This window comes from Clostridioides sp. LIBA-7678, from assembly GCF_056716065.1.
Window position 1 is genome coordinate 21784 of sequence record NZ_CP196987.1, and the last position, 24104, is coordinate 45887.

The window sequence follows — 24104 nt, forward strand, 5'->3', positions numbered from 1 at the left end:
ATGAATTTTTTATCATTAGCTAAGACTGCTTCAACAAATAGTAATATAACTAAAAGAACTTTAGAAAATATGCTTAATAACTTTAGTGATAATATACCAAATATTATATATGCAATAATCGTATTTGTAATAGGTATCTATATATCTAGGATAGTAAAAAAGATGGTTTCAAGGTTTTTAATCAAATATGGAATGAGCAAAGGTGTAAATAATTTCATTGTATATGGAATATACATATCTATGTTATCTATTATATCATTGATAAGCTTGGGTATTATAGGGATACAAACTACATCAGTTGTAGCTGTATTAGGAGCTGCTGGATTTAGTATAGGTTTAGCATTTAAAGAAATATTATCAAATTTAGGTTCAGGTATGATTATTTTATTTTTTAAGCCATTTAATATAGGCGATTATATTCAAGGCTCAGGTGTAGAAGGTACAGTTTCTGATATACAAATATTTAGTACTGTTCTTAAAACCCCAGATAATAAAACCATAATTATACCAAACTTTCAATTGACAAGTAACAATATAATTAATTACACACATCAAAATAAAAGAAGGATAGATTTTTCATATAATATTTCATATGATAGTGATATCGATGTAGTTAAGTCCATATTGAATGAAATTTTTATAAATGAAAAAAGGATATTGGATGACCCAAAACCAATTATAGGTTTAAACTCTATAGGAAACAACACTATGCAAATAGTTGCTAGGCCATGGGTTAAAACTGATGATTACTGGGATGTTTACTTTGATGTAATGGAAAAAGTCAAAAATAAATTTGACGAAAATAATATAAAAGTTCCATTTGTTCCTTCCTCATTATTATTTAATAATATGAGCAATTTAAATACAATGGATAAAAGATAGAATTTCAATTAAGTAAAAAAGTGAATTTAATATAAAAAATTAAAGAAAATTCTAAAAAAATTTGAATAATAGTATTGAAAGATGTTAATATATATAATATAATGATTATCAAATAAAACAATTAGTTAAAAAGCGGTGAAGGAAAATAGTAAAAAACAGATTGTATTCAGAGAATGAGTGGATGGTGAGAACTCATTACAATGGTTTTTGAATCTACTCTAGAGCTTCTAGTTAAAGCTAGACGGTTTACCTACGTTATAGGTCTGAGAGGATTATACGTTTTAGTATAATCAATTAGGGTGGCAACGCGGATAAAAGATTTTCGTCCCTTTTATAGGGTAAACGGAGGTCTTTTTTTATTTTTCAAATTTGTTTAAATTAAAAGTTTACAGCTAGAATACTTGTAAATTAATTGGAATTATAATTTATATTATCAAAATTATTAGGAGGAATTAATATGTTAGATATTAAAAGAATAAGAGAAAATTTAGATGATATCAAGAAAGCTATGGAAAGAAGAGGCGAAAGAGAATTTGACCTTGATGCTGTGGTTGAATTAGATAATAAAAGAAGAGAGATACTTCAAGAAGTTGAGGTTATGAAAAATGAATTAAATGTAAATTCTAAAAACATACCACAATTAATAAAAGAAGGCAAAGATGTAACAGAAGAAAAAGCAAGATTAAAAGAGTTATCAGATAAGATAAAAGGTATTGATGAGAAAGTAAAAGAAGTAGAAGCAAAAATGGAATACACATTGATGAGAATACCAAATGTTCCTCATCCAGAGGTTCCACAAGGCGAAACAGATGAAGATAATGTTCAAATAAGAACTTGGGGAGAACCTACTAAATTTGATTTCGAACACAAAGCACATTGGGATATTGGTACTGGTCTAGGTATATTAGATTTTGAAAGAGCTGGAAAAATAACTGGTTCAAGATTTACTTTATATAGAGGTTTAGGTGCTAGATTAGAAAGATCTTTAATGAATTTCTTTTTAAATACTCATACAGCTAAACATGGATATACAGAAGTTTTACCTCCATTTATGGCTAATAGAAATAGTTTTATAGGTACTGGTCAACTTCCTAAATTTGAAGAAGATATGTTCAAGATAGAAGGATTAGAGTATTTCTTAATACCAACAGCTGAAGTACCTGTTACTAATATACATGCTAATGAGATATTAGATGTTGCAGAACTTCCAATTAAATATTGTGCATATACTCCTTGTTTTAGATCTGAGGCAGGTTCAGCAGGAAGAGATACAAGAGGTTTAGTTAGACAACATCAATTTAATAAAGTTGAGTTAGTTAAGTTTGTTAAACCAGAAGATTCTTATAATGAATTAGAATCATTAACTCATGATGCTGAAACTATGCTACAAATGTTAGGTCTTCCATATAGAGTTGTAAAAATATGTACAGGGGATTTAGGATTTACAGCTGCATTTAAATATGATTTAGAAGTTTGGATGCCAAGTTACAATAGATATGTAGAGATATCTTCTTGTTCAAACTTTGAAGATTTCCAAGCAAGAAGAGCAGGAATAAGATTTAAAAGGGATAAAAAATCAAAAGCAGAATATGTTCACACTTTAAATGGTTCTGGATTAGCTATAGGAAGATGTCTAGCAGCTATACTAGAAAATTATCAGCAAGCAGATGGTTCTGTAGTAGTTCCTGAAGAATTAAGACCTTACATGGGTGTTGATGTTATAAGATAATACTCTATTGATATTATATGTAGAAATATATTTTGATGTAAAAGACATACTATGAATGAACAATAAATTAAAAAAGCTATGAAATTATTAAATTTCATAGCTTTTTTATGTGAATTTATATAATCAAATATCTATCATAAAATGCTAAACATCTTTATAAATCAACACTTATATAAATGGATAAAGATTATTTTGGAACTAATTTAAATAAAATATAGAGATATCTATTAATAATTAAATAAACAAAATAAAATTAAGTTGAATTATAAAATGAATTATGATAAGATAAGTTTGTTATAAGTTTTGGGAGGAATTATGGAAAGTTCATTTTATATGAAAGAAGCATTAAAAGAAGCATATAAAGCATATAATAAAAGAGAAACACCAATAGGAGCTATCATAGTTAAAGATAATCAGATAATAGCTAGAGCTCATAACCTTACAGAAACATTAAAAGATTCTACAGCTCATGCAGAGATTTTAGCAATAAAGCAAGCATCAGAAAAAATAGGTGGTTGGAGGTTGACTGATTGTGATTTGTATGTTACAATGGAACCTTGCATAATGTGTAGTGGTGCAATAGTTAATTCTAGAATAAAAAAGCTTATAATAGGGACAAGACATATAAAAAATTCATATATAGAAAAACAACATGAGTTTAAATTAGATTATTTTAATAATAATAATGTAAAAGTGGCTTTTGATGTTTTGCAAGAAGAATGCTCGATCATATTGCAAGAATTTTTTAAGGCATTAAGAAAAAGAGATTAAGGAGAGATGGTCGAGTGGTCGAAGGCGCTCGCCTGGAAAGCGAGTATATGGGTAAAACTGTATCGTGGGTTCAAATCCCACTCTCTCCGCCAGAAACAATAAAAGTAATTAAATATGGTTGTAATTTTGCTGTACTAGATGGGGAGGTAGCGGTGCCCTGTAACCTGCAATCCGCTATAGCAGGATTGAATTCCATCTAAAGGCTTATTTTCTGTAGGGCCGCCCTAAATAAGTGGTGTTGATGCTTAGGTCCTGCGCAATGAAAGCTCATGAACCCCGTCAGATCCGGAAGGAAGCAGCGGTAAGTGATCACTTTTGTGTGCCGCGGGGGTGCCTAAGTTGAGCTAACTGTTTTGGTAACGCCTATGGAATTAAGTCGATAGATGGTGTACAGCATTTAATATATAAAAGACTAATCCCTTAGATAATGAGGGATTTTTTTATTAATTTTACTAAAGAGAGGTAAAAAGATGCATAAAGCATTATATAGAGCATATAGACCACAAAAGTTTGAGGATGTTATTGGTCAAGATCATATTATTAAGACTTTAAAAAATCAAATATACAATGATAATATAGGACATGCTTATTTGTTTTGTGGGACAAGAGGTACTGGTAAGACATCTACTGCAAAGATTTTTTCAAGGGCAGTTAACTGTTTAAATAAAATAAATGAAGAACCTTGTAATGAGTGTGAGATATGTGAATCTATATTAAAGGACAATACAATGGATGTTGTAGAAATAGATGCAGCATCAAATAACAGTGTGGATGATATAAGAGAACTTAGAGAAAGTGTGAAATATTCTCCAGCTAATGCTAAATATAAAGTATATATAATAGATGAGGTTCATATGTTGTCTCAAGGAGCTTTTAATGCACTATTAAAAACATTAGAAGAGCCTCCATCATATGTAATATTTATATTGGCTACTACTGAACCTCACAAGATACCTGCAACTATTTTATCGAGATGCCAAAGATATGATTTTAAAAGAGTTACAGTTAAGGACATGACTCTTAGAATGAAAAGGATTTGTGAAGATGAAGGAATTGATATAGATGATAAAGCTCTTAATTTAATAGCTAGGAATTCTCAAGGAGCGCTTAGAGATGCTCTTAGTATATTAGACCAATGTATATCATTTGGAGAGAATAAAATAGATTATAAAGATGTTGTTGAATTGATGGGAAGCGTCAATATAGAGCAGTTATTTGAATTGTCTCAATGTATTGTGGAACAAGATACTAAAAAATCTCTAGAGATATTAAATGAATTTGTTTTATGGGGGAAAGATATAAGAAACCTTATAAATGATTTGATTGACCATTTTAGAAATTTAATGGTATGTAAGGTGTCATCAGAATTAGATGAAATAATTTCATTGCCAGAAGAAACTATAGAACAACTTAAGTTTCAATCTGAAAACATAGATATAAACGATTTGATAAGAATTTTAAATGTATTATCAATAACTCAAGATGATATAAAGTCATCTTCAAATCCAAGAGTTTTAGTGGAAATAACTATGATGAAAATTGCTCAACCAATGTTTGATGAAAGTAAGGAAGCTCTTATTAAAAGAGTTGAAAACTTAGAAAAAATGATTGAATCGGGAAGTTTTAAAGTTTTAAAACAGGGCAATAACAAAGAAAAAGAAGATGATGTCAATAGAGAAATAGATGTAAATAAAGAAAGTGTAGTTTATGAAGATGTAAAAAATGAGGATGTTATACTTATAGAGTCATCTTGGAAGAATATACTTAAACAAATTAAAAAAGATAAAAAAATGCCAATATATGCACTTTTAAGTGAGGTAAAAAGTTTTAACGTATATTCTAATATGTTGTATGTTATATTTAATGATAAATTTGATTTCGCGAAAACTAGACTAAGCTCCCAAGATACAATAACTTATTTAGAAAAAACAATAAGAGATGTTTTAAATAGAAGTTTTAGTGTGAAAATAGTATTGACATCAGAGGTCAAAGATATAAATCTTGAAGTTAAAGAGAAAAAGGATATTGGTGAAGAGATATTAAAGAACATAGTAGATGAAGAGATATTAGAAATAAAAGATAGTATTGATGAAAATGAAAGTAAATAATAAAATATTATTATGATATAATAATAAAATGAAAATAAGTTTAGGAGGAATAGTATTTATGGCTAAAAAAGGTTTTGGAGGCGGAATGATGCCTGGTGGTGGAAATATGAATAATTTATTAAAGCAGGCTCAAAAGATGCAAGAAAATATGCAAAAAGCTCAACAAGAGTTAGAAAATAAAGAAGTAGAAGCCTCAGTTGGTGGAGGAGCAGTTACTGTAAAGGTTAATGGTAAAAAAGAAGTTTTGGATATAACTATTAAGCCAGAAGTAGTTGACCCAGATGACATAGAAATGTTACAAGATTTAGTTTTAAGTGCGATAAATCAAGCATTGAGAAATATTGATGATATACAAGCAAATCAAATGAATAAGGTAACTGGAGGTATGAATATACCAGGGTTATTCTAGTAGGTGATATTTATGCAAGTTTATACAGGTCCAATAACGAGACTTATAGAAGAATTTTCAAAGCTTCCTGGAGTAGGAAGAAAGACTGCTCAAAGATTAGCATTTCATATAATTAGTATGAATACTAATGATGTGGAAGCTTTATCTAAGGCTATTATAGATGCAAAAAGAGAAATAAGATATTGCTCAATTTGTTGTAACATAACAGATACAGACCCATGTAGTATGTGTTCAAATAAAAGTAGAGATTCAAGTGTCATATGTGTTGTAGAAGATCCAAGAGATGTAGCAGCTATGGAGAGAACGAGAGAATTTAAAGGTAAATATCATGTATTAAATGGAGTGATTTCTCCAATGGATGGAATTGGACCAGATATGCTAAAAATAAAGGAGCTTATACAAAGGCTTGGCAATCAAGATGTCAAAGAGATAATAATGGCAACAAATCCTACAATTGAAGGAGAAGCTACAGCTATGTATATTGCTAGATTAGTAAAGCCAATGGGAATTAAAGTTACTAGGATAGCTCATGGTCTTCCTGTTGGAGGAGATTTAGAGTATGCAGATGAAGTTACAATATCAAAAGCATTAGAAGGTAGAAGAGAAATATAAAAATCGAGGTTAATACCTCGATTTTTGTAATTTTTTGGTGTTAAATTCAAATTAATTTTGATTTAGATTTATTGAATAAATTTCTTCTGTATTGTATAATTTGTTGTATAAATCATTTAAAAATTTTGATAGGGGTGCAACATGAAACCAATTATGAACTTAGAAGAACATAATGCAATGAAAGAAAAAAGAGTTAAAAAAATGAAATCGAAAGATAAACCTAAACATGATGATTTTGATGATATAAGTTTTTCTAATAAGAAAAAAACTAAGAAAACTGCACGTAACAAAAACACTGAATTCAGAAATAATTATAAAAACTATCAGTATGATTATGAAGAAGACTTTTATGAACCAATTTAATATTAAATAATTAGAAAATAAAAAATCCCTAATAGATAATATATACTATAGGGATTTTATTTATTTTATCAATTAGAAATTATACTTAAAATCAAATTAGCTATATTTTGTGCTGAATTTGATTTTCTTATTGATTTAATATTTCCTTTTAACATCTCTAATCTACTTGGGTCATCTATTAGAACCTTTAATAATATTGATAAATTATATTTCTTTGTAGTTCTAAGTGCAGCACCACAATTGGATAAAAAGTCTAGATTTTCTTCTTCTTGTCCAGGTATGTAATATGGAACTATCATAGGTACATCTTTTAAAAGTGCTTCAGTTGTAGTAAGTCCTCCAGGTTTACTTACTAATACATCTATAGAAGCTAAGATATCATTCATTTTATTAGTATATCCAAGAACACATACATTTTTATTATGAGAACGAGACATAAGTTTTTTTTCTATTTTTTCTTTCAAGTTTTCATTCCTACCAGTTATCACAAGTATCTGAAAGTCTCTATCAGTGTCTAATAACTCATCTAGTGTTTCTTTTATATTTCCAGCTCCAAAGCTACCACCCATAAGTAAAACTGTCAATTTATCAGGCGATAAATTTAACTCAGAAAGAACAACTTCTTTATCCCTATGGGAAAGAAATGATTTCTCTACAGGAATTCCAAAGGTTCTAATTTTGCTAGATTCAACTCCATCAAATACCAATAATTCTTTTACATATTCATGACCAACTATATAATAATCAATTTCATTTTGTATCCATGTAGAATGTGTAGTATAATCAGTTAATACAGAAATAAGTGGAGGAACATTAATCGTGTTTGTGTGATGTTTATAAAAATACTCTGTATAAGTATTTGATTCATTATTATGTAAGTTAAAGTTTTTTTTCAATGTACTAAGAGCAATCATTGGAAAAGGATGTGTTCCAATAATTAAATCTGGTTTTGTATTTCTAATAAGTTTTTTAAATTTTTTTGCCATAAATGTTATTATTAAATTGTCTTTAAATTCATTTTTTGATAAAAGATTCGTTTCAGATAATCTATATACACTGCCATATGCTTTAGGTGTATATATAGCAGATTTTTCATATCCTCTTGAAATTATCTTATCCATTGTGTTATTAACTAATTTTAAACTATCTATTATTTCACATTCAATTGGTTCTCCATCAATTGTTTTGGAAGTAAGCTCTTCTTTAATAGCTAGAGCAGCTCTATTATGTCCACCACCAGTGGAAGCAGACATGATTAATACTTTTTTGCTCATAATAAAATCCTCCTAAAATGTAGCATAGTATTTGTATGATATTATATTTTGATATATATAAATTGTCATTGTAAATCAAATTATTAATAAATTATTTTTTAATATTAATCTAATACAAGATTACAAAAATTACAAGTGAAAGAAATGTAAATTAATCTTAGAAAATATATGCTATTATAAATATCTATTACAAATAAAAAATTTAATTATAGAATAAAAAGGAAGATTGAGCATAGAATATATATTAGTTTTATGAAATAAACACTTCTAAACAGTATTAAATTTAAAAATTTGAATATAAAAAATATCTGAGAAATAAAAAATTAAAAAAAATGAAAAATTATATTGACTTGGATAAATAAAGGTGATATAGTATTACTTGTCCTTGAAAAAAGGAAAAAGAAATAAACACGAACATTGAAAATTAAACAGTAGGTTAATTTATATTAAGAAACAAACCATAAAGCCAGATATTTTGATAACAATAGTATCTGAGCCTGATAAACTTTTATTTGAGAGTTTGATCCTGGCTCAGGATGAACGCTGGCGGCGTGCCTAACACATGCAAGTTGAGCGATTTACTTCGGTAAAGAGCGGCGGACGGGTGAGTAACGCGTGGGTAACCTACCCTGTACACACGGATAACATACCGAAAGGTATGCTAATACGGGATAATATATTTGAGAGGCATCTCTTAAATATCAAAGGTGAGCCAGTACAGGATGGACCCGCGTCTGATTAGCTAGTTGGTAAGGTAGCGGCTTACCAAGGCGACGATCAGTAGCCGACCTGAGAGGGTGATCGGCCACATTGGAACTGAGACACGGTCCAAACTCCTACGGGAGGCAGCAGTGGGGAATATTGCACAATGGGCGAAAGCCTGATGCAGCAACGCCGCGTGAGTGATGAAGGCCTTCGGGTCGTAAAACTCTGTCCTCAAGGAAGATAATGACGGTACTTGAGGAGGAAGCCCCGGCTAACTACGTGCCAGCAGCCGCGGTAATACGTAGGGGGCTAGCGTTATCCGGATTTACTGGGCGTAAAGGGTGCGTAGGCGGTCTTTCAAGTCAGGAGTGAAAGGCTACGGCTCAACCGTAGTAAGCTCTTGAAACTGGGAGACTTGAGTGCAGGAGAGGAGAGTGGAATTCCTAGTGTAGCGGTGAAATGCGTAGATATTAGGAGGAACACCAGTTGCGAAGGCGGCTCTCTGGACTGTAACTGACGCTGAGGCACGAAAGCGTGGGGAGCAAACAGGATTAGATACCCTGGTAGTCCACGCTGTAAACGATGAGTACTAGGTGTCGGGGGTTACCCCCCTCGGTGCCGCAGCTAACGCATTAAGTACTCCGCCTGGGAAGTACGCTCGCAAGAGTGAAACTCAAAGGAATTGACGGGGACCCGCACAAGTAGCGGAGCATGTGGTTTAATTCGAAGCAACGCGAAGAACCTTACCTAAGCTTGACATCCCAATGACATCTCCTTAATCGGAGAGTTCCCTTCGGGGACATTGGTGACAGGTGGTGCATGGTTGTCGTCAGCTCGTGTCGTGAGATGTTGGGTTAAGTCCCGCAACGAGCGCAACCCTTGTCTTTAGTTGCCATCATTAAGTTGGGCACTCTAGAGAGACTGCCAGGGATAACCTGGAGGAAGGTGGGGATGACGTCAAATCATCATGCCCCTTATGCTTAGGGCTACACACGTGCTACAATGGGTAGTACAGAGGGTTGCCAAGCCGTAAGGTGGAGCTAATCCCTTAAAGCTACTCTCAGTTCGGATTGTAGGCTGAAACTCGCCTACATGAAGCTGGAGTTACTAGTAATCGCAGATCAGAATGCTGCGGTGAATGCGTTCCCGGGTCTTGTACACACCGCCCGTCACACCACGGGAGTTGGAGACGCCCGAAGCCGATTATCTAACCTTTTGGAAGAAGTCGTCGAAGGTGGAATCAATAACTGGGGTGAAGTCGTAACAAGGTAGCCGTATCGGAAGGTGCGGCTGGATCACCTCCTTTCTAAGGAGAATTACCTACTGTTTAATTTTGAGGGTTCGTTTTTACGAATACTCAAAATTAGCACTTTAAGCAACATAATAAACTGAACGAATGTTAAGTTTGTTTGTTGGCACTGTGCATTAGCACTTTAAGCAACGGGATTTATCCGTTGGCGACGTGCGTTAGCACTTTGAAAACTGCATATATATTTAGTGATATGACATCTAATTTGTAATATATAAAGCTGATAACTTTTAAAAATTATCAAGTTGATAGACTTTAATCTATCAAACCTTTTTAACTGGTCAAGTTATTAAGGGTGCAGGGCGGATGCCTTGGCACTAGGAGCCGATGAAGGACGTGATAAGCTGCGATAAGCTTCGGGGAGTTGCACGTAAACTTTGATCCGAAGATTTCCGAATGAGGAAACTCACTTAGAGTAATGTCTAAGTATCATTAAGTGAATACATAGCTTAATGAGGGGAACTCAGGGAACTGAAACATCTAAGTACCTGAAGGAAGAGAAAGAAATTCGATTCCGTAAGTAGCGGCGAGCGAACGCGGAAGAGCCCAAACCATTAAAGTTTTCTTTATTGGGGTTGCGGACATATCATAACGAAGAGGTATCGTAATTGAAGAGGTTTGGAAAGACCCACCACAGAAGGTAATAGTCCTGTATGTTAAACGAGAAGACTTTAGATATGATCCAGAGTACCACGGGACACGTGAAACCCTGTGGGAAGCAGGAGGGACCACCCTCCAAGGCTAAATACTACCTAGTGACCGATAGCGTATAGTACCGTGAGGGAAAGGTGAAAAGAACCCCGGGAGGGGAGTGAAATAGAACCTGAAACCCTGCACTTACAAGCTGTGGAAGCACATTTCTTGTGTGACCGCGTACTTTTTGTAGAACGGGCCAACGAGTTACGTTAAGTAGCAAGGTTAAGCACTTAAGGTGTGGAGCCGTAGCGAAAGCGAGTTTTAACTGAGCGTTCAGTTACTTGACGTAGACCCGAAACCGGGCGACCTACCCATGAGCAGGATGAAGCGAAAGTAAAATTTCGTGGAGGTCCGAACCCACGAGCGTTGAAAAGCTCGGGGATGACTTGTGGGTAGCGGTGAAATTCCAATCGAGCCCGGAGATAGCTGGTTCTCCCCGAAATAGCTTTAGGGCTAGCCTCAAGGTGAGAGATACGGAGGTAGAGCACTGAATGTCCTAGGGGGTATTGCACCTACCGAAGACTATCAAACTCCGAATGCCGTCATCTTATACTTGGGAGTCAGACTGTGGGTGATAAGATTCATAGTCGAAAGGGCAACAGCCCAGATCGTCAGCTAAGGTCCCTAAATGTAAGTTAAGTGGTAAAGGATGTGGGATTGCACAGACAACCAGGATGTTGGCTTAGAAGCAGCCACTCATTCAAAGAGTGCGTAATAGCTCACTGGTCGAGTGATCCTGCGCCGAAGATTTCCGGGGCTAAAACTTACTACCGAAGCTACGGCATCATTATGATGGGTAGGGGAGCTTCCCATACGGGTTGAAGCATGACCGTAAGGACATGTGGACAGTATGGGAGTGAGAATGTTGGCATGAGTAGCGAGATGTGGGTGAGAATCCCACAGGCCGTAAACCCAAGGTTTCCAGGGGAAGGTTCGTCCGCCCTGGGTTAGTCGGGACCTAAGCTGAGGCCGAAAGGCGTAGGTGATGGACAACAGGTTGATATTCCTGTACTACCGATAACCGTTTGAGAGATGGGATGACACAGTAGGATAAGCTAAGCACACTGTTGGTTATGTGTGCCCAAGCATTGAGGCAGTCAGAGTAGGTAAATCCGCTTTGATAATGCTGGGATGTGATGGGGAGCGAAATTTAGTAGCGAAGTAGCTGATTTCACACTGTCAAGAAAAGTCTCTATCGAGGTTAAAGGTACCCGTACCGCAAACCGACACAGGTGGGTGAGGAGAGTATCCTAAGGCCCGCGAGAGAACTGTTGTTAAGGAACTCGGCAAAATGACCCCGTAACTTAGGGATAAGGGGTGCCACCATCCGGTGGCCGCAGAGAATAGGCCCAAGCGACTGTTTACCAAAAACATAGGTTTCTGCTAAGTCGCAAGACGATGTATAGGAGCTGACGCCTGCCCGGTGCTGGAAGGTTAAGGGGATCTGTTAGAGCAATCGAAGCAGTGAACTTAAGCCCCAGTAAACGGCGGCCGTAACTATAACGGTCCTAAGGTAGCGAAATTCCTTGTCGGGTAAGTTCCGACCCGCACGAAAGGCGTAACGATTTGGGCACTGTCTCAACAACAGACTCGGTGAAATTGTAATTCCGGTGAAGATGCCGGATACCTGCGACAGGACGGAAAGACCCCATGGAGCTTTACTGTAGCTTGACATTGGGTCTTGGTACTACATGTACAGGATAGGTGGGAGGCTTTGAAACCAGGACGCCAGTTTTGGCGGAGCCATCCTTGGGATACCACCCTTGTAGTACTGGGACTCTAACCATAGGCCATGAATCTGGTCTTGGGACACTGTCAGGTGGGCAGTTTGACTGGGGCGGTCGCCTCCCAAAAGGTAACGGAGGCGCTCAAAGGTTCTCTCAGTACGGTCGGAAATCGTACGTAGAGTGTAAAGGCAAAAGAGAGCTTGATTGCAAGACATACAGGTCGAGCAAGGATGAAAATCGGACTTAGTGATCCGGTGGTTCTGCGTGGAAGGGCCATCGCTCAACGGATAAAAGCTACCCTGGGGATAACAGGCTTATCTCCCCCAAGAGTCCACATCGACGGGGAGGTTTGGCACCTCGATGTCGGCTCATCACATCCTGGGGCTGTAGTAGGTCCCAAGGGTTGGGCTGTTCGCCCATTAAAGTGGTACGCGAGCTGGGTTCAGAACGTCGTGAGACAGTTCGGTCCCTATCCGTCGCAGGCGTAGGAAATTTGAGAAGACCTGTCCTTAGTACGAGAGGACCGGGATGGACGTACCTCTGGTGTACCAGTTGTTCTGCCAAGGGCATGGCTGGGTAGCTATGTACGGAATGGATAAGCGCTGAAAGCATCTAAGCGCGAAGCCAACTTCAAGATAAGATTTCCCACCGCAAGGGTAAGACCCCAGAAAGACTATCTGGTTGATAGGTCGAAGGTGTAAGTGCAGCAATGTATTTAGCTTATCGATACTAATAGGTCGAGGACTTGACCAAATTATTTGATGTTCATTCAATAAAATATATGTGTAGTTTTTAGAGTGTTAACTCTAGATAAAGTACTAACTTCAATTAATATGGTATATATCATATTAAACAATTACTATTTAGTACTTTAAAACTATTGACATTTAAAAATAAAGATGTTAATATAATACTTGTCTTATAAATAGGCAATATGTGGTTATAATAGCAAAGAGGATACACCTGTTCCCATTCCGAACACAGAAGTTAAGCTCTTTAGCGCTGATGGTACTTGGTGGGAAACTGCCTGGGAGAGTAGGACATAGCCACGTGGATATTCCAAGGTAGCTCAACGGTGGAGCAACCGGCTGTTAACCGGTAGGCTGTGGGTTCGAGCCCCACCCTTGGAGCCAAAAAGCCGAAGTGGCGGAACTGGCAGACGCACAGGACTTAAAATCCTGCGGGACTTACCTCTCGTACCGGTTCGATTCCGGTCTTCGGCACTTATAAAACAATATCGCGGAGTGGAGCAGTTGGCAGCTCGTCGGGCTCATAACCCGAAGGTCGTAGGTTCGAGTCCTGCCTCCGCAACCATTAAAAATCAAAACGGCTCGTTGGTCAAGAGGTTAAGACACCGCCCTTTCACGGCGGTAACAGGGGTTCAATTCCCCTACGAGTCACCAATTAAATATGCGGGTGTAGCTCAATGGTAGAGTTCTGGCCTTCCAAGCCAGCTGTGAGGGTTCGATCCCCTTCACCCGCTCCAAAAATGGGACCATAGCTCAGCTGGGAGAGCACCTGCCTTACAAGCAGGGGGTCACAGGTTCGAGCCCTGTTGGTCCCACCATTTGCGGCCTGGTAGTTCAGTTGGTTAGAATGCCAGCCTGTCACGCTGGAGGTCGAGGGTTCGAACCCCTTCCAGGTCGCCAAAACAAAAAAGTGCTGGTGTGGCTCAACGGTAGAGCAGCTGACTTGTAATCAGCAGGTTGTAGGTTCGATTCCTATCACCAGCTCCATGTAAAATTAATACGGAGGATTTCCCGAGCGGCCAAAGGGGGCAGACTGTAAATCTGTTGTCATCGACTTCGGTGGTTCGAATCCACCATCCTCCACCAAAAAATGCGCGGATGTGGCGGAATTGGCAGACGCACTAGACTTAGGATCTAGCGCCATTGGCGTGGGGGTTCGACTCCCTTCATCCGCACCATTTTTATTTGATTTGTACATATATAATTGTGGGTGCATAGCTCAGCTGGATAGAGCAACGCCCTTCTAAGGCGTGTGTCCGGGGTTCGAATCCCTGTGCGCTCACCACATATATTGGGGATTAGCCAAGTCGGTAAGGCACATGACTTTGACTCATGTATGCGTAGGTTCGAGTCCTGCATCCCCAGCCAAATAATATATTTGCTAAACTATATTTAAATTATTTCTATTTTGAATATAGTTAGGTATGATTTTAAAGTAAGTTTAAGTATCTTAATGTGGAGAGGTGTCCGAGTGGTTTAAGGAGCTGGTCTTGAAAACCAGTGACTTCGAAAGGGGCCGTGGGTTCGAATCCCACCCTCTCCGCCAAATGCCCAGATAGCTCAGTCGGTAGAGCAGGGGACTGAAAATCCCCGTGTCGGTGGTTCGATTCCGCCTCTGGGCACCAAAGTATGGCGGTATAGCTTAGTTGGCTAGAGCGTTCGGTTCATACCCGAAAGGTCATAGGTTCGACTCCTATTACCGCTACTAAAATTTAATGTGGGCCATTAGCTCAGTTGGTTAGAGCGCCCGGCTCATAACCGGTAGGTCTGGGGTTCGAGTCCCTGATGGCCCACCACATTAAATTAAGCAAATAGCTTCGAGGTGTAGCGCAGTTTGGTAGCGCACATGGTTTGGGACCATGGGGCCGGGGGTTCGAGTCCCTTCACCTCGACCAATTAAGGTGGGTATAGCTCAGTTGGTTAGAGCGCCAGATTGTGGCTCTGGAGGTCGTGAGTTCGACTCTCATTATCCACCCCAACTAATATGGTCTATTAGCTCAGTCGGTAGAGCACCTGACTTTTAATCAGGGTGTCCCGCGTTCGAGTCGCGGATAGATCACCAAAAGGCGGCGACATAGCCAAGTGGTAAGGCAGTGGACTGCAACTCCTTGATCCCCAGTTCGAATCTGGGTGTCGCCTCCAATATATTCCAAGGTAGCTCAACGGTGGAGCAACCGGCTGTTAACCGGTAGGCTGTGGGTTCGAGCCCCACCCTTGGAGCCAAAAAAGCCGAAGTGGCGGAACTGGCAGACGCACAGGACTTAAAATCCTGCGGGACTTACCTCTCGTACCGGTTCGATTCCGGTCTTCGGCACTTATAAAACAATATCGCGGAGTGGAGCAGTTGGCAGCTCGTCGGGCTCATAACCCGAAGGTCGTAGGTTCGAGTCCTGCCTCCGCAACCATTAAAAATCAAAACGGCTCGTTGGTCAAGAGGTTAAGACACCGCCCTTTCACGGCGGTAACAGGGGTTCAATTCCCCTACGAGTCACCAATTAAATATGCGGGTGTAGCTCAATGGTAGAGTTCTGGCCTTCCAAGCCAGCTGTGAGGGTTCGATCCCCTTCACCCGCTCCAAAAATGGGACCATAGCTCAGCTGGGAGAGCACCTGCCTTACAAGCAGGGGGTCACAGGTTCGAGCCCTGTTGGTCCCACCATTTGCGGCCTGGTAGTTCAGTTGGTTAGAATGCCAGCCTGTCACGCTGGAGGTCGAGGGTTCGAACCCCTTCCAGGTCGCCAAAACAAAAAAATGCTGGTGTGGCTCAACGGTAGAGCAGCTGACTTGTAATCAGCAGGTTGTAGGTTCGATTCCTATCACCAGCTCCATGTAAAATTAATACGGAGGATTTCCCGAGCGGCCAAAGGGGGCAGACTGTAAATCTGTTGTCATCGACTTCGGTGGTTCGAATCCACCATCCTCCACCAAAAAAATGCGCGGATGTGGCGGAATTGGCAGACGCACTAGACTTAGGATCTAGCGCCATTGGCGTGGGGGTTCGACTCCCTTCATCCGCACCATTTTTATTCAATTTAATAAACGAGCGGGAATAGTTCAGTGGTAGAGCGCAACCTTGCCAAGGTTGAAGTCGCGAGTTCGAATCTCGTTTCCCGCTCCAAATTTTATGTTTATATTGTAATGTGGGTGCATAGCTCAGCTGGATAGAGCAACGCCCTTCTAAGGCGTGTGTCCGGGGTTCGAATCCCTGTGCGCTCACCACATATATATTGGGGATTAGCCAAGTCGGTAAGGCACATGACTTTGACTCATGTATGCGTAGGTTCGAGTCCTGCATCCCCAGCCAAATAACATGGTCTATTAGCTCAGTCGGTAGAGCACCTGACTTTTAATCAGGGTGTCCCGCGTTCGAGTCGCGGATAGATCACCAATGGAGAGGTGTCCGAGTGGTTTAAGGAGCTGGTCTTGAAAACCAGTGACTTCGAAAGGGGCCGTGGGTTCGAATCCCACCCTCTCCGCCAAATGCCCAGATAGCTCAGTCGGTAGAGCAGGGGACTGAAAATCCCCGTGTCGGTGGTTCGATTCCGCCTCTGGGCACCAAAATATGGCGGTATAGCTTAGTTGGCTAGAGCGTTCGGTTCATACCCGAAAGGTCATAGGTTCGACTCCTATTACCGCTACCAAAATTTAATGTGGGCCATTAGCTCAGTTGGTTAGAGCGCCCGGCTCATAACCGGTAGGTCTGGGGTTCGAGTCCCTGATGGCCCACCACATTAAATTATGAATACATGGTGGGTATAGCTCAGTTGGTTAGAGCGCCAGATTGTGGCTCTGGAGGTCGTGAGTTCGACTCTCATTATCCACCCCAACTAATACGGTCTATTAGCTCAGTCGGTAGAGCACCTGACTTTTAATCAGGGTGTCCCGCGTTCGAGTCGCGGATAGATCACCAAAAAGGCGGCGACATAGCCAAGTGGTAAGGCAGTGGACTGCAACTCCTTGATCCCCAGTTCGAATCTGGGTGTCGCCTCCAATAAAAATGCGCTCATAGCTCAACTGGATAGAGTGTCTGACTACGAATCAGAAGGTTAGGGGTTCGAGTCCCTTTGGGCGCACCATATAAACATCGAGGGATTATAGCTCAGCTGGGAGAGCACCTGCCTTACAAGCAGGGGGTCACAGGTTCGAGCCCTGTTAATCCCACCAGTGCAAACCTCTAGTAATTTTACTAGAGGTTTTATTTTTGATTAAAAAAGTTTTTATATTTTGGAGGTAAGGAACTTGTATATAATAATAGGAAATGAAATAGTTGATAGCGAAGAACTAAAAGTAACTATAGATAAAAATAGCAAATTTAAAGTTGAAAAAGATTTAAGTAAAAGTACAAAGAGAGAAGATGTAATTGCGTATCAGTTAAGTATAGATTTGAGTTACTTAGATACTATAATAAGTGAACAATATGATTCTGTTAACTTATCTGATGAAGAAAAATTTGATGAATATATGACTTTATCTGATGAACTTGCACTAGATTTAGAAGAATTTATGCCAAAATACACAATAATAAATGCTAGAGCATATAAATTAGATGAGGTAGATGGAGTCGTAAAAATAATATTGGCTATAGCTTATGCAGATTTAGGTCATTTAAAACTTTCAGATGTAGTGAAGAGGGTATCTAGACAAATAGATTAGGGTATGAACGATATTAAAAAAATATATAAAATCTTACGTAAAGATGAAAATAATTATGTAAACGTAAGAAAAAACAGTATAAAATCAAGTCAATTGTAGAAATTTTCACATAAATTTGCCTGAAATTCCATAAAAAATGCCTTAATTTTAGTGAGGTAAATTGAGTTTACACAGTCTAAAAATTACTTATATTTATAAATTTATCTTATTAATTAAGGAACTTGCTTAAACATCTTCAAAAATAAAGTATTTTAGTCTATAATCTTTAATATTACACAAACAATAAAGGAGAAGAATAGAGTATGCTTAAAAAGTTTAATAAAATACTAGTAGCTAATAGAGGCGAAATAGCTATAAGAATATTTAGAGCCTGTTCAGAATTGGGGATAAAAAGTGTTGGTATATATAGTAAAGAAGATAAATATGGATTATTTAGAACAAAAGCAGATGAATCATATCTGATAGGGGAAGGCAAAGGTCCAATAGATGCATATCTAGACATGGATGGAATAATTGACTTGGCGAAGAGAAAAAAAGTTGATGCGATACATCCAGGATATGGTTTTCTAGCAGAGAATGCAGAGTTTGCTCGTAAATGTGAAGAGAATGGAATTACTTTTATAGGACCATCATCTAAAGTAATGAATATGATGGGAGATAAGATAAATTCTAAGAAAATCGCAAAAGAAGTTAATGTTCAAACTATACCAGGTGTAGAAAAAGCAATAAAAAGTACTGAAGAAGCAAAAGAAGTTGCAAATAAAATAGGTTATCCTGTTATGATAAAAGCATCTAACGGTGGTGGTGGTAGAGGTATGAGAATTGTACACCGTGAAGAAGACTTAGAGATTGAATATGAGACTGCTTGTAGTGAATCAAGAAAAGCTTTTGGAGAAGATATCATATTTATAGAAAAATATATAGCTGATCCAAAACATATAGAAGTTCAAATATTAGGAGATAACTATGGAAATATAGTTCATTTATACGAAAGAGACTGTTCTGTTCAAAGAAGACACCAAAAAATAATAGAATATGCCCCAGCTTTTTCACTAGATGATAAAGTAAGACAAGAAATATGTGAAGATGCAGTTAAATTATCAAAACATGTTGGCTATTCTAATGCTGGTACATTAGAGTTCTTAGTAGATGCTAATGGTGGACATTATTTTATAGAAATGAACACAAGAGTACAAGTTGAACATACTGTAACAGAGATGGTTACAGGAATAGATATAGTTCAAAGTCAAATACTAATAGCTCAAGGTTATAGTTTAGATAGTGAAGAAATAAATATAAAATCACAAGATGATGTAGAAATAAGAGGGTATTCTATCCAATGTAGAATAACTACAGAAGACCCTAAGAATAAATTTATGCCTGATACAGGAAAAATTCAAGTTTATAGAACTGGTTCAGGATTTGGTATAAGACTAGATGGTGGAAATGGATTTACAGGTGCAAATATAAGTCCTCACTATGATAGTTTGTTAGTTAAAACAATTTCTTGGGATAGAACATTCCAAGGAGCTATAAATAAAACTATAAGATCAGTAAAAGAGCTTAGAGTTAGAGGAGTTAAAACTAATGTAGGATTCTTAGTTAATGTTTTAAATAATCCTATATTCTCAAATGGTAAATGTAGTACTAAGTTTATAGATGAAAATCCAGATTTATTTGAAATAACAGAAAGTAAAGATAGAGGTACAAAATTACTTCAATTTATAGGGGATGTAATTGTAAATGATAATGCTTGTAAAGAAAAACCACTATTTGATGCATTACATGACCCAAGAATGGATAAAGATGGTTCAAAGGCAGAAGGAAGCAAAATACTTTTTGATAAGTTAGGCAAATCTGCATATATAGAAAAGATAAAAAATGATAAGAAATTGTTGCTAACAGATACAACAATGAGAGATGCACATCAATCATTATTAGCAACAAGAATAAGAACATATGATTTATTAAAAGCTGCTCAGCCAACAGAAAAATATCAAAAAGATTTATTCTCACTTGAAATGTGGGGTGGAGCTACTTATGATGTTGCATATAGATTTTTAAAAGAATCACCTTGGCGTAGATTGCAAAAGCTAAGAGAGGAAATACCAAGTATAATGTTCCAAATGTTGCTTAGAGCATCAAATGGAGTTGGATATAAAAACTACCCAGATAATGTAATAGAAGAATTTACAAAAGAATCTGCTAGACAAGGTATAGATGTATTTAGAATATTTGACTCATTAAACTGGGTTGAAAATATGAAACCATCTATAAATACAGCTTTAGAAACTGGAAAAATTGTTGAAGCAACTATGTGTTATACAGGTGATATACTAGATAAGACTAAAACTAAGTATAATCTAGAATATTATATTAAGATGGCACAAGAATTAGAAAGTTTAGGAGCAGATATAATAGCAATAAAAGATATGTCAGGACTTCTTAAACCATATTCAGCTTACACTCTAGTTAAAGAGCTAAAGAAAAATATAAAAGCACCAATACATTTACACACTCATGATACAAGTGGAAATGGTGTAGCAACTTGTTTGATGGCATCAGAAGCTGGTGTAGATATAATTGATGCTGCATTAGAATCTATGGCAGGGCTTACAAGTCAACCGTCACTTAATGCGATAGTAGAAGCTCTTAAAAATACAGAAAGAGATACGGGTATAGATTTATTTGGATATGATGAGTTAGGTAAATATTATAAGGATTTAAGAAAAGTTTATAGCAAATTTGAAAGTGATTTAACTAACTCTTGCGCAGAAATATATAATTTTGAAATACCAGGTGGTCAATATACAAACTTAAAACCTCAAGCTGATAGTTTAGGATTAGTTAATAGATTTGACGAAGTTAAAGAAAAATATAAAGAAGCTAATGAAGTAGTAGGAGATATAATAAAAGTTACTCCATCTTCAAAGGTTGTAGGAGACTTAGCTATCTTTATGACTAAAAATAAATTAGATAAAGACAATATAATTGAAGAAGGTAAAAACTTATCATTCCCAGATTCTGTTGTGGACTACTGTAAAGGTATGATTGGTCAACCAGAAGGTGGAATACCAAAAGATTTACAAGAAGTAGTTTTAAAAGGCGAAGAAGCTATTACAGTAAGACCTGGTTCATTATTACCAGCAGAAGATTTTGATGAAATAGCTAAATATCTAGATGAGAAATATGATATAAATGCTAATATAAGAAATGTTATAAGTTACGCTTTATATCCAAAAGTTTATGAGGATTATATCAAGCATTTACAACACTATAATGATATATCTAAACTTGAAAGTGATGTATTCTTCTATGGTTTAAATAAAAATGAAGAATGTGAAGTAGAGATAGAAGAAGGTAAAGTATTAACAATAAGATTAGTTGAAATCGGTGAAGTTAAGGAAAATGGATTTAGAACTATAGGATTTGAATTGAATGGAATGGTTAGAGAAGTAGAAATAAAAGATAGAAACTTCTCTGGTAAAATTCATAATGTTGAGAAAGCGGATATGAATGACCCTCTTCAAATTGGAGCAAGTATACCAGGAAAAGTTATAAAAATAATGGTTAAAGAAGAGGATGAAGTAAAAGCTAATCAACCACTAATAGTTATAGAAGCTATGAAAATGGAGACTATAATAGTTGCTAAGACTGATGGAGTAATTAAGTCAATCAAAGTAAAAGAAGATGATATGGTTGAAGATAAACAATTATTAATGATAATGAAGTAATTGAATTAAGATAATTAAAAAAACACTCTAGAACATTTAATAAAAAATGTTTTAGAGTGTTTTTATTTATTTAAATTAAATTTTTGTTAAAAAAAAGAGGAAAATTACATCCATATGTAGAAATAAAGCTAGTAAGGAAAATGTTATCTAAAAATTCTAAAAATAATAAACATTTTCTGGACTATTTCTTAGGAAATAACAGCTAAGAGAAAATACATAAATTTAAAAGGTGGGTGCTTATATGAAGGTTTATGATAGTAAAATGTTGAGAAATGTAGCGGTATTAGGACATAGCGGATGTGGAAAAACAAATCTAATCGAAACTATAGCTTACACAGCAAACACTAATAAGATACCTAAATTAACAGACAAGGTAAATATGACTTATAGTATGGGATTAATACCTATAGAGTATAATGATTATAAGTTTAACTTATTGGATACCCCAGGATATTTTGACTTTAGCGGAGACGTTGTATCATCTCTTAGAGCAAGTGATGCAGCAATAATAGTAATAGATGCAACAGCACCTATTCAAGTTGGTACAGAGAAATCATTGGAACTAACTGAGAGTATTCCTAAGATAATGTTTATAAATAAAATAGATAATGAAAAAGCAAGATATAAAGACGCAATAGCAATGTTAAGAGAAAAGTACAACAATAAGATAGTTCCTATGATAAGTCCTATATATAAAGATAAAAACTTTGTAAAGTTACATAATGTATTTGAAAACATAGATGATTTAGAAGGTGAATTCAAGGAACAAGCTATGAGTGTTAAAGAAGCATTAATGGAACTTATAGCAGAGACAGATGACCAAATATTAGATAAATATTTTAATGGTGAAGAATTAACTACAGAAGAAATACAAAAAGGTATTGTTATAGGGATACAAAGAGGTGATATTATACCTGTAATATGTGGTTCAACTATAAATAATATAGGAACAAAAGAAATATTAGATACTATATCAAATTACCTAGAACCTATTTTTACAGAAGAAAGTAAACCATTTAGAGGATTAGTATTTAAGACTATGGTTGACCCATTTGTTGGTAAAATGTCATATATAAAAATTACTGAAGGTGTACTTTCTAAAGATAAAGATATCTTTAATATAAATAAAAATGTAAAGGAAAAGATAGCTAATATATATACATTGAAAAATAGTGAATTAGTGGAAGTAGAAAAAGCTAAAGCTGGAGATGTAGTAGTAGTAACTAAAATTAACTCTCTAAAAACAGGAGATACCATATCTATAGATAAAGATGCAGAAGCTTTGGAAAATATAGATTTCCCTAAGCCACAGATATACTATGCAGTAACTCCTAAGAATAAAGGTGATGAAGAAAAAGTAGCATCTGTATTAAATAAACTAGTAGAAGAAGACCCTACATTACATTCTTATAGAAATACAGAGACAAAACAAGCCCTTTTAGGAGGACAAGGAGAACTTCATATAAAAACAATTAAAAATAAAATGAAAGATAAATTTGGTGTTGATGTTGAACTAAATGACCTTAAAGTGCCTTATAGAGAAACTATAAAAGGGACAGCAGATGTACAAGGAAAACATAAAAAACAATCAGGTGGTCATGGTCAATATGGAGATGTAAAAATAAGATTTGAAAGATGTGAATCTGATTTTGAATTTACAGAAGAGATATTTGGAGGTTCTGTACCAAAACAATATATACCTGCAGTTGAAAAAGGTTTAAAAGACTCTATGCAAAAAGGTGTATTAGCTGGTTATCCTGTTACAAATATAAAAGCTACACTTTATGATGGTTCATATCATGATGTAGACTCTTCTGAAATGGCCTTTAAAATGGCAGCAAGTGCAGCTTTTAAAAAGGGTATGGAAGAGGCTCATCCAATACTACTAGAACCTATAATGAAATTAAAGATAACTGTGCCAGAAGAATATATGGGAGATGTTATGGGTGATATAAATAAGAGAAGAGGAAAAATATTTGGAATGGAGCCAGATAATAAAGGTAAACAAATAATATTTGCAGAAGCACCACAGGCAGAAACATTTAAATATGCAATAGATTTAAGAGCAATGACACAAGGTAGAGGATACTTTGAAATGGAATTAGCAAAATATGGAGAAGTACCATCACAATTTGCAGAAAAAATAATTGGATTAGCTACTGCAAAATAATAAGCAAAATATAATAGTAAATAATTAATAGGATACTATTAAAAATATTTTTTGTATTTAAACTAGGTATAGGTTTTTTAGACAAACATATACCTAGTTTTTTATGTATTTTTAATGGATAAAAAATAAAAAGTACTTTCTTAAAAGGTTTAATAAAAAGAAAGTATTTTTTTATTATTATTTTTTAGAAATGTTTAATAATAAAAGTGAGAAG

11 protein-coding genes, 44 tRNA genes, 3 rRNA genes, 1 other RNA gene and 1 other annotated feature are annotated in these 24104 nt (G+C 36.2%); of the genes, 58 read left to right on the forward strand and 1 reads right to left on the reverse strand.

Annotated features, from left to right (window positions below; genetic code table 11):
* From ACTG46_RS00110 to ACTG46_RS00150, 9 genes are all read left to right on the forward strand, one after another.
* Positions 1-882 (forward strand): mechanosensitive ion channel family protein, encoded by an 882-nt coding sequence (locus ACTG46_RS00110; protein ID WP_054268632.1) that lies wholly within the window; start codon positions 1-3, stop codon positions 880-882.
* Between the two features lie 126 nt (positions 883-1008).
* Positions 1009-1215 (forward strand) — a binding site (T-box leader).
* A 124-nt stretch (positions 1216-1339) separates the two neighbouring features.
* Positions 1340-2611, forward strand: a complete 1272-nt coding sequence (serS, locus tag ACTG46_RS00115; RefSeq protein WP_054268633.1) for a serine--tRNA ligase — start codon at positions 1340-1342, stop codon at positions 2609-2611.
* A gap of 315 nt (positions 2612-2926) precedes the next feature.
* A complete protein-coding gene (locus ACTG46_RS00120) occupies positions 2927-3382 on the forward strand; it encodes a nucleoside deaminase (RefSeq protein ID WP_054268634.1) in 456 nt (151 codons plus the stop codon).
* A tRNA-Ser gene (locus ACTG46_RS00125) sits at positions 3383-3474 on the forward strand.
* A gap of 37 nt (positions 3475-3511) precedes the next feature.
* Positions 3512-3776: signal recognition particle sRNA large type (gene ffs / locus ACTG46_RS00130), an RNA gene on the forward strand.
* Between the two features lie 76 nt (positions 3777-3852).
* Positions 3853-5490, forward strand: a complete 1638-nt coding sequence (dnaX, locus tag ACTG46_RS00135) for a DNA polymerase III subunit gamma/tau (RefSeq protein ID WP_479923421.1) — start codon at positions 3853-3855, stop codon at positions 5488-5490.
* 58 nt (positions 5491-5548) lie between these two features.
* On the forward strand, positions 5549-5899 hold the full coding sequence (locus ACTG46_RS00140; protein WP_021382454.1) for a YbaB/EbfC family nucleoid-associated protein: 351 nt from the start codon (positions 5549-5551) through the stop codon (positions 5897-5899).
* A gap of 12 nt (positions 5900-5911) precedes the next feature.
* A complete protein-coding gene (gene recR, locus ACTG46_RS00145) occupies positions 5912-6511 on the forward strand; it encodes a recombination mediator RecR (RefSeq protein ID WP_054268636.1) in 600 nt (199 codons plus the stop codon).
* A 141-nt stretch (positions 6512-6652) separates the two neighbouring features.
* Positions 6653-6874 carry a hypothetical protein gene (locus ACTG46_RS00150; RefSeq protein WP_054268637.1) on the forward strand — a complete coding sequence of 74 codons (222 nt, stop codon included), beginning with the start codon at positions 6653-6655 and terminating at the stop codon, positions 6872-6874.
* A gap of 68 nt (positions 6875-6942) precedes the next feature.
* On the opposite strand, the gene ugtA is transcribed toward ACTG46_RS00150, so the two are convergent.
* Complete coding sequence (ugtA, locus tag ACTG46_RS00155) at positions 6943-8148, reverse strand: glycolipid MHDRG biosynthesis glycosyltransferase UgtA (RefSeq protein WP_054268638.1); 1206 nt, start codon at positions 8146-8148, stop codon at positions 6943-6945.
* A gap of 508 nt (positions 8149-8656) precedes the next feature.
* On the opposite strand from ugtA, the gene ACTG46_RS00160 reads away from it, so the two are divergent.
* From ACTG46_RS00160 to ACTG46_RS00400, 49 genes are all read left to right on the forward strand, one after another.
* Positions 8657-10159: ribosomal RNA gene (locus tag ACTG46_RS00160) — 16S ribosomal RNA — on the forward strand.
* 282 nt (positions 10160-10441) lie between these two features.
* Positions 10442-13338: ribosomal RNA gene (locus tag ACTG46_RS00165) — 23S ribosomal RNA — on the forward strand.
* Between the two features lie 182 nt (positions 13339-13520).
* Positions 13521-13637 (forward strand): 5S ribosomal RNA (gene rrf / locus ACTG46_RS00170).
* Together the 16S, 23S and 5S rRNA genes with 43 tRNA genes alongside form the textbook arrangement of a ribosomal RNA operon.
* 6 nt (positions 13638-13643) lie before the next feature.
* Positions 13644-13718 (forward strand) — tRNA-Asn (locus ACTG46_RS00175).
* 4 nt (positions 13719-13722) lie between these two features.
* Positions 13723-13808: transfer RNA gene (locus tag ACTG46_RS00180), tRNA-Leu, on the forward strand.
* A 15-nt stretch (positions 13809-13823) separates the two neighbouring features.
* Positions 13824-13899 (forward strand) — tRNA-Met (locus tag ACTG46_RS00185).
* 14 nt (positions 13900-13913) lie between these two features.
* Positions 13914-13988: transfer RNA gene (locus ACTG46_RS00190), tRNA-Glu, on the forward strand.
* Positions 13989-13997: 9 nt separating this feature from the next.
* A tRNA-Gly gene (locus tag ACTG46_RS00195) sits at positions 13998-14071 on the forward strand.
* Between the two features lie 5 nt (positions 14072-14076).
* Positions 14077-14152, forward strand: a tRNA-Val gene (locus ACTG46_RS00200).
* A gap of 5 nt (positions 14153-14157) precedes the next feature.
* Positions 14158-14234, forward strand: a tRNA-Asp gene (locus ACTG46_RS00205).
* 12 nt (positions 14235-14246) lie between these two features.
* Positions 14247-14321, forward strand: a tRNA-Thr gene (locus ACTG46_RS00210).
* A gap of 14 nt (positions 14322-14335) precedes the next feature.
* Positions 14336-14420 (forward strand) — tRNA-Tyr (locus tag ACTG46_RS00215).
* Positions 14421-14428: 8 nt separating this feature from the next.
* A tRNA-Leu gene (locus ACTG46_RS00220) sits at positions 14429-14512 on the forward strand.
* A gap of 30 nt (positions 14513-14542) precedes the next feature.
* Positions 14543-14619: transfer RNA gene (locus tag ACTG46_RS00225), tRNA-Arg, on the forward strand.
* Between the two features lie 7 nt (positions 14620-14626).
* Positions 14627-14702, forward strand: a tRNA-Gln gene (locus ACTG46_RS00230).
* Positions 14703-14791: 89 nt separating this feature from the next.
* Positions 14792-14880, forward strand: a tRNA-Ser gene (locus ACTG46_RS00235).
* 3 nt (positions 14881-14883) lie between these two features.
* Positions 14884-14959: transfer RNA gene (locus ACTG46_RS00240), tRNA-Phe, on the forward strand.
* Positions 14960-14965: 6 nt separating this feature from the next.
* Positions 14966-15039 (forward strand) — tRNA-Met (locus ACTG46_RS00245).
* 14 nt (positions 15040-15053) lie between these two features.
* Positions 15054-15130, forward strand: a tRNA-Ile gene (locus tag ACTG46_RS00250).
* Between the two features lie 22 nt (positions 15131-15152).
* A tRNA-Pro gene (locus ACTG46_RS00255) sits at positions 15153-15229 on the forward strand.
* 6 nt (positions 15230-15235) lie between these two features.
* Positions 15236-15312 (forward strand) — tRNA-His (locus ACTG46_RS00260).
* 8 nt (positions 15313-15320) lie between these two features.
* A tRNA-Lys gene (locus ACTG46_RS00265) sits at positions 15321-15396 on the forward strand.
* A gap of 6 nt (positions 15397-15402) precedes the next feature.
* A tRNA-Cys gene (locus ACTG46_RS00270) sits at positions 15403-15476 on the forward strand.
* A 6-nt stretch (positions 15477-15482) separates the two neighbouring features.
* Positions 15483-15557: transfer RNA gene (locus ACTG46_RS00275), tRNA-Asn, on the forward strand.
* A gap of 5 nt (positions 15558-15562) precedes the next feature.
* Positions 15563-15648, forward strand: a tRNA-Leu gene (locus ACTG46_RS00280).
* A 15-nt stretch (positions 15649-15663) separates the two neighbouring features.
* Positions 15664-15739 (forward strand) — tRNA-Met (locus ACTG46_RS00285).
* 14 nt (positions 15740-15753) lie between these two features.
* A tRNA-Glu gene (locus tag ACTG46_RS00290) sits at positions 15754-15828 on the forward strand.
* Between the two features lie 9 nt (positions 15829-15837).
* Positions 15838-15911, forward strand: a tRNA-Gly gene (locus ACTG46_RS00295).
* Between the two features lie 5 nt (positions 15912-15916).
* Positions 15917-15992 (forward strand) — tRNA-Val (locus ACTG46_RS00300).
* Between the two features lie 5 nt (positions 15993-15997).
* A tRNA-Asp gene (locus ACTG46_RS00305) sits at positions 15998-16074 on the forward strand.
* Positions 16075-16086: 12 nt separating this feature from the next.
* Positions 16087-16161, forward strand: a tRNA-Thr gene (locus ACTG46_RS00310).
* 14 nt (positions 16162-16175) lie between these two features.
* Positions 16176-16260 (forward strand) — tRNA-Tyr (locus ACTG46_RS00315).
* A 9-nt stretch (positions 16261-16269) separates the two neighbouring features.
* Positions 16270-16353 (forward strand) — tRNA-Leu (locus tag ACTG46_RS00320).
* Positions 16354-16376: 23 nt separating this feature from the next.
* Positions 16377-16451, forward strand: a tRNA-Gly gene (locus tag ACTG46_RS00325).
* A 24-nt stretch (positions 16452-16475) separates the two neighbouring features.
* Positions 16476-16552: transfer RNA gene (locus ACTG46_RS00330), tRNA-Arg, on the forward strand.
* Between the two features lie 9 nt (positions 16553-16561).
* Positions 16562-16637, forward strand: a tRNA-Gln gene (locus ACTG46_RS00335).
* 8 nt (positions 16638-16645) lie between these two features.
* Positions 16646-16721, forward strand: a tRNA-Lys gene (locus tag ACTG46_RS00340).
* A gap of 2 nt (positions 16722-16723) precedes the next feature.
* Positions 16724-16812 (forward strand) — tRNA-Ser (locus ACTG46_RS00345).
* 3 nt (positions 16813-16815) lie between these two features.
* Positions 16816-16891: transfer RNA gene (locus ACTG46_RS00350), tRNA-Phe, on the forward strand.
* Positions 16892-16897: 6 nt separating this feature from the next.
* Positions 16898-16974, forward strand: a tRNA-Met gene (locus tag ACTG46_RS00355).
* A gap of 11 nt (positions 16975-16985) precedes the next feature.
* Positions 16986-17062: transfer RNA gene (locus tag ACTG46_RS00360), tRNA-Ile, on the forward strand.
* A 20-nt stretch (positions 17063-17082) separates the two neighbouring features.
* Positions 17083-17159, forward strand: a tRNA-His gene (locus ACTG46_RS00365).
* Positions 17160-17167: 8 nt separating this feature from the next.
* Positions 17168-17243 (forward strand) — tRNA-Lys (locus ACTG46_RS00370).
* 7 nt (positions 17244-17250) lie between these two features.
* Positions 17251-17324 (forward strand) — tRNA-Cys (locus ACTG46_RS00375).
* Positions 17325-17332: 8 nt separating this feature from the next.
* A tRNA-Arg gene (locus ACTG46_RS00380) sits at positions 17333-17409 on the forward strand.
* A 12-nt stretch (positions 17410-17421) separates the two neighbouring features.
* Positions 17422-17497 (forward strand) — tRNA-Val (locus ACTG46_RS00385).
* A 75-nt stretch (positions 17498-17572) separates the two neighbouring features.
* Positions 17573-17986 (forward strand): hypothetical protein, encoded by a 414-nt coding sequence (locus ACTG46_RS00390; RefSeq protein ID WP_054275548.1) that lies wholly within the window; start codon positions 17573-17575, stop codon positions 17984-17986.
* A gap of 302 nt (positions 17987-18288) precedes the next feature.
* Positions 18289-21720, forward strand: a complete 3432-nt coding sequence (locus ACTG46_RS00395) for a pyruvate carboxylase (protein WP_054268640.1) — start codon at positions 18289-18291, stop codon at positions 21718-21720.
* Positions 21721-21961: 241 nt separating this feature from the next.
* Positions 21962-23890, forward strand: a complete 1929-nt coding sequence (locus ACTG46_RS00400; RefSeq protein ID WP_054268641.1) for an elongation factor G — start codon at positions 21962-21964, stop codon at positions 23888-23890.
* The last annotated feature ends 214 nt before the right edge of the window (positions 23891-24104 follow it).

Bases quoted from the DNA above. Each gene is read 5' to 3' on its own strand.
- ACTG46_RS00110 (WP_054268632.1), top strand. From the start codon at position 1: ATGAATTTTTTATCATTAGCTAAGACTGCTTCAACAAATAGTAATATA.
- ACTG46_RS00150 (WP_054268637.1), top strand. From the start codon at position 6,653: ATGAAACCAATTATGAACTTAGAAGAACATAATGCAATGAAAGAAAAA.
- ugtA (WP_054268638.1), bottom strand. From the start codon at position 8,148: ATGAGCAAAAAAGTATTAATCATGTCTGCTTCCACTGGTGGTGGACAT.
- ACTG46_RS00120 (WP_054268634.1), top strand. From the start codon at position 2,927: ATGGAAAGTTCATTTTATATGAAAGAAGCATTAAAAGAAGCATATAAA.
- ACTG46_RS00395 (WP_054268640.1), top strand. From the start codon at position 18,289: ATGCTTAAAAAGTTTAATAAAATACTAGTAGCTAATAGAGGCGAAATA.
- recR (WP_054268636.1), top strand. From the start codon at position 5,912: ATGCAAGTTTATACAGGTCCAATAACGAGACTTATAGAAGAATTTTCA.
- dnaX (WP_479923421.1), top strand. From the start codon at position 3,853: ATGCATAAAGCATTATATAGAGCATATAGACCACAAAAGTTTGAGGAT.
- ACTG46_RS00140 (WP_021382454.1), top strand. From the start codon at position 5,549: ATGGCTAAAAAAGGTTTTGGAGGCGGAATGATGCCTGGTGGTGGAAAT.
- serS (WP_054268633.1), top strand. From the start codon at position 1,340: ATGTTAGATATTAAAAGAATAAGAGAAAATTTAGATGATATCAAGAAA.
- ACTG46_RS00400 (WP_054268641.1), top strand. From the start codon at position 21,962: ATGAAGGTTTATGATAGTAAAATGTTGAGAAATGTAGCGGTATTAGGA.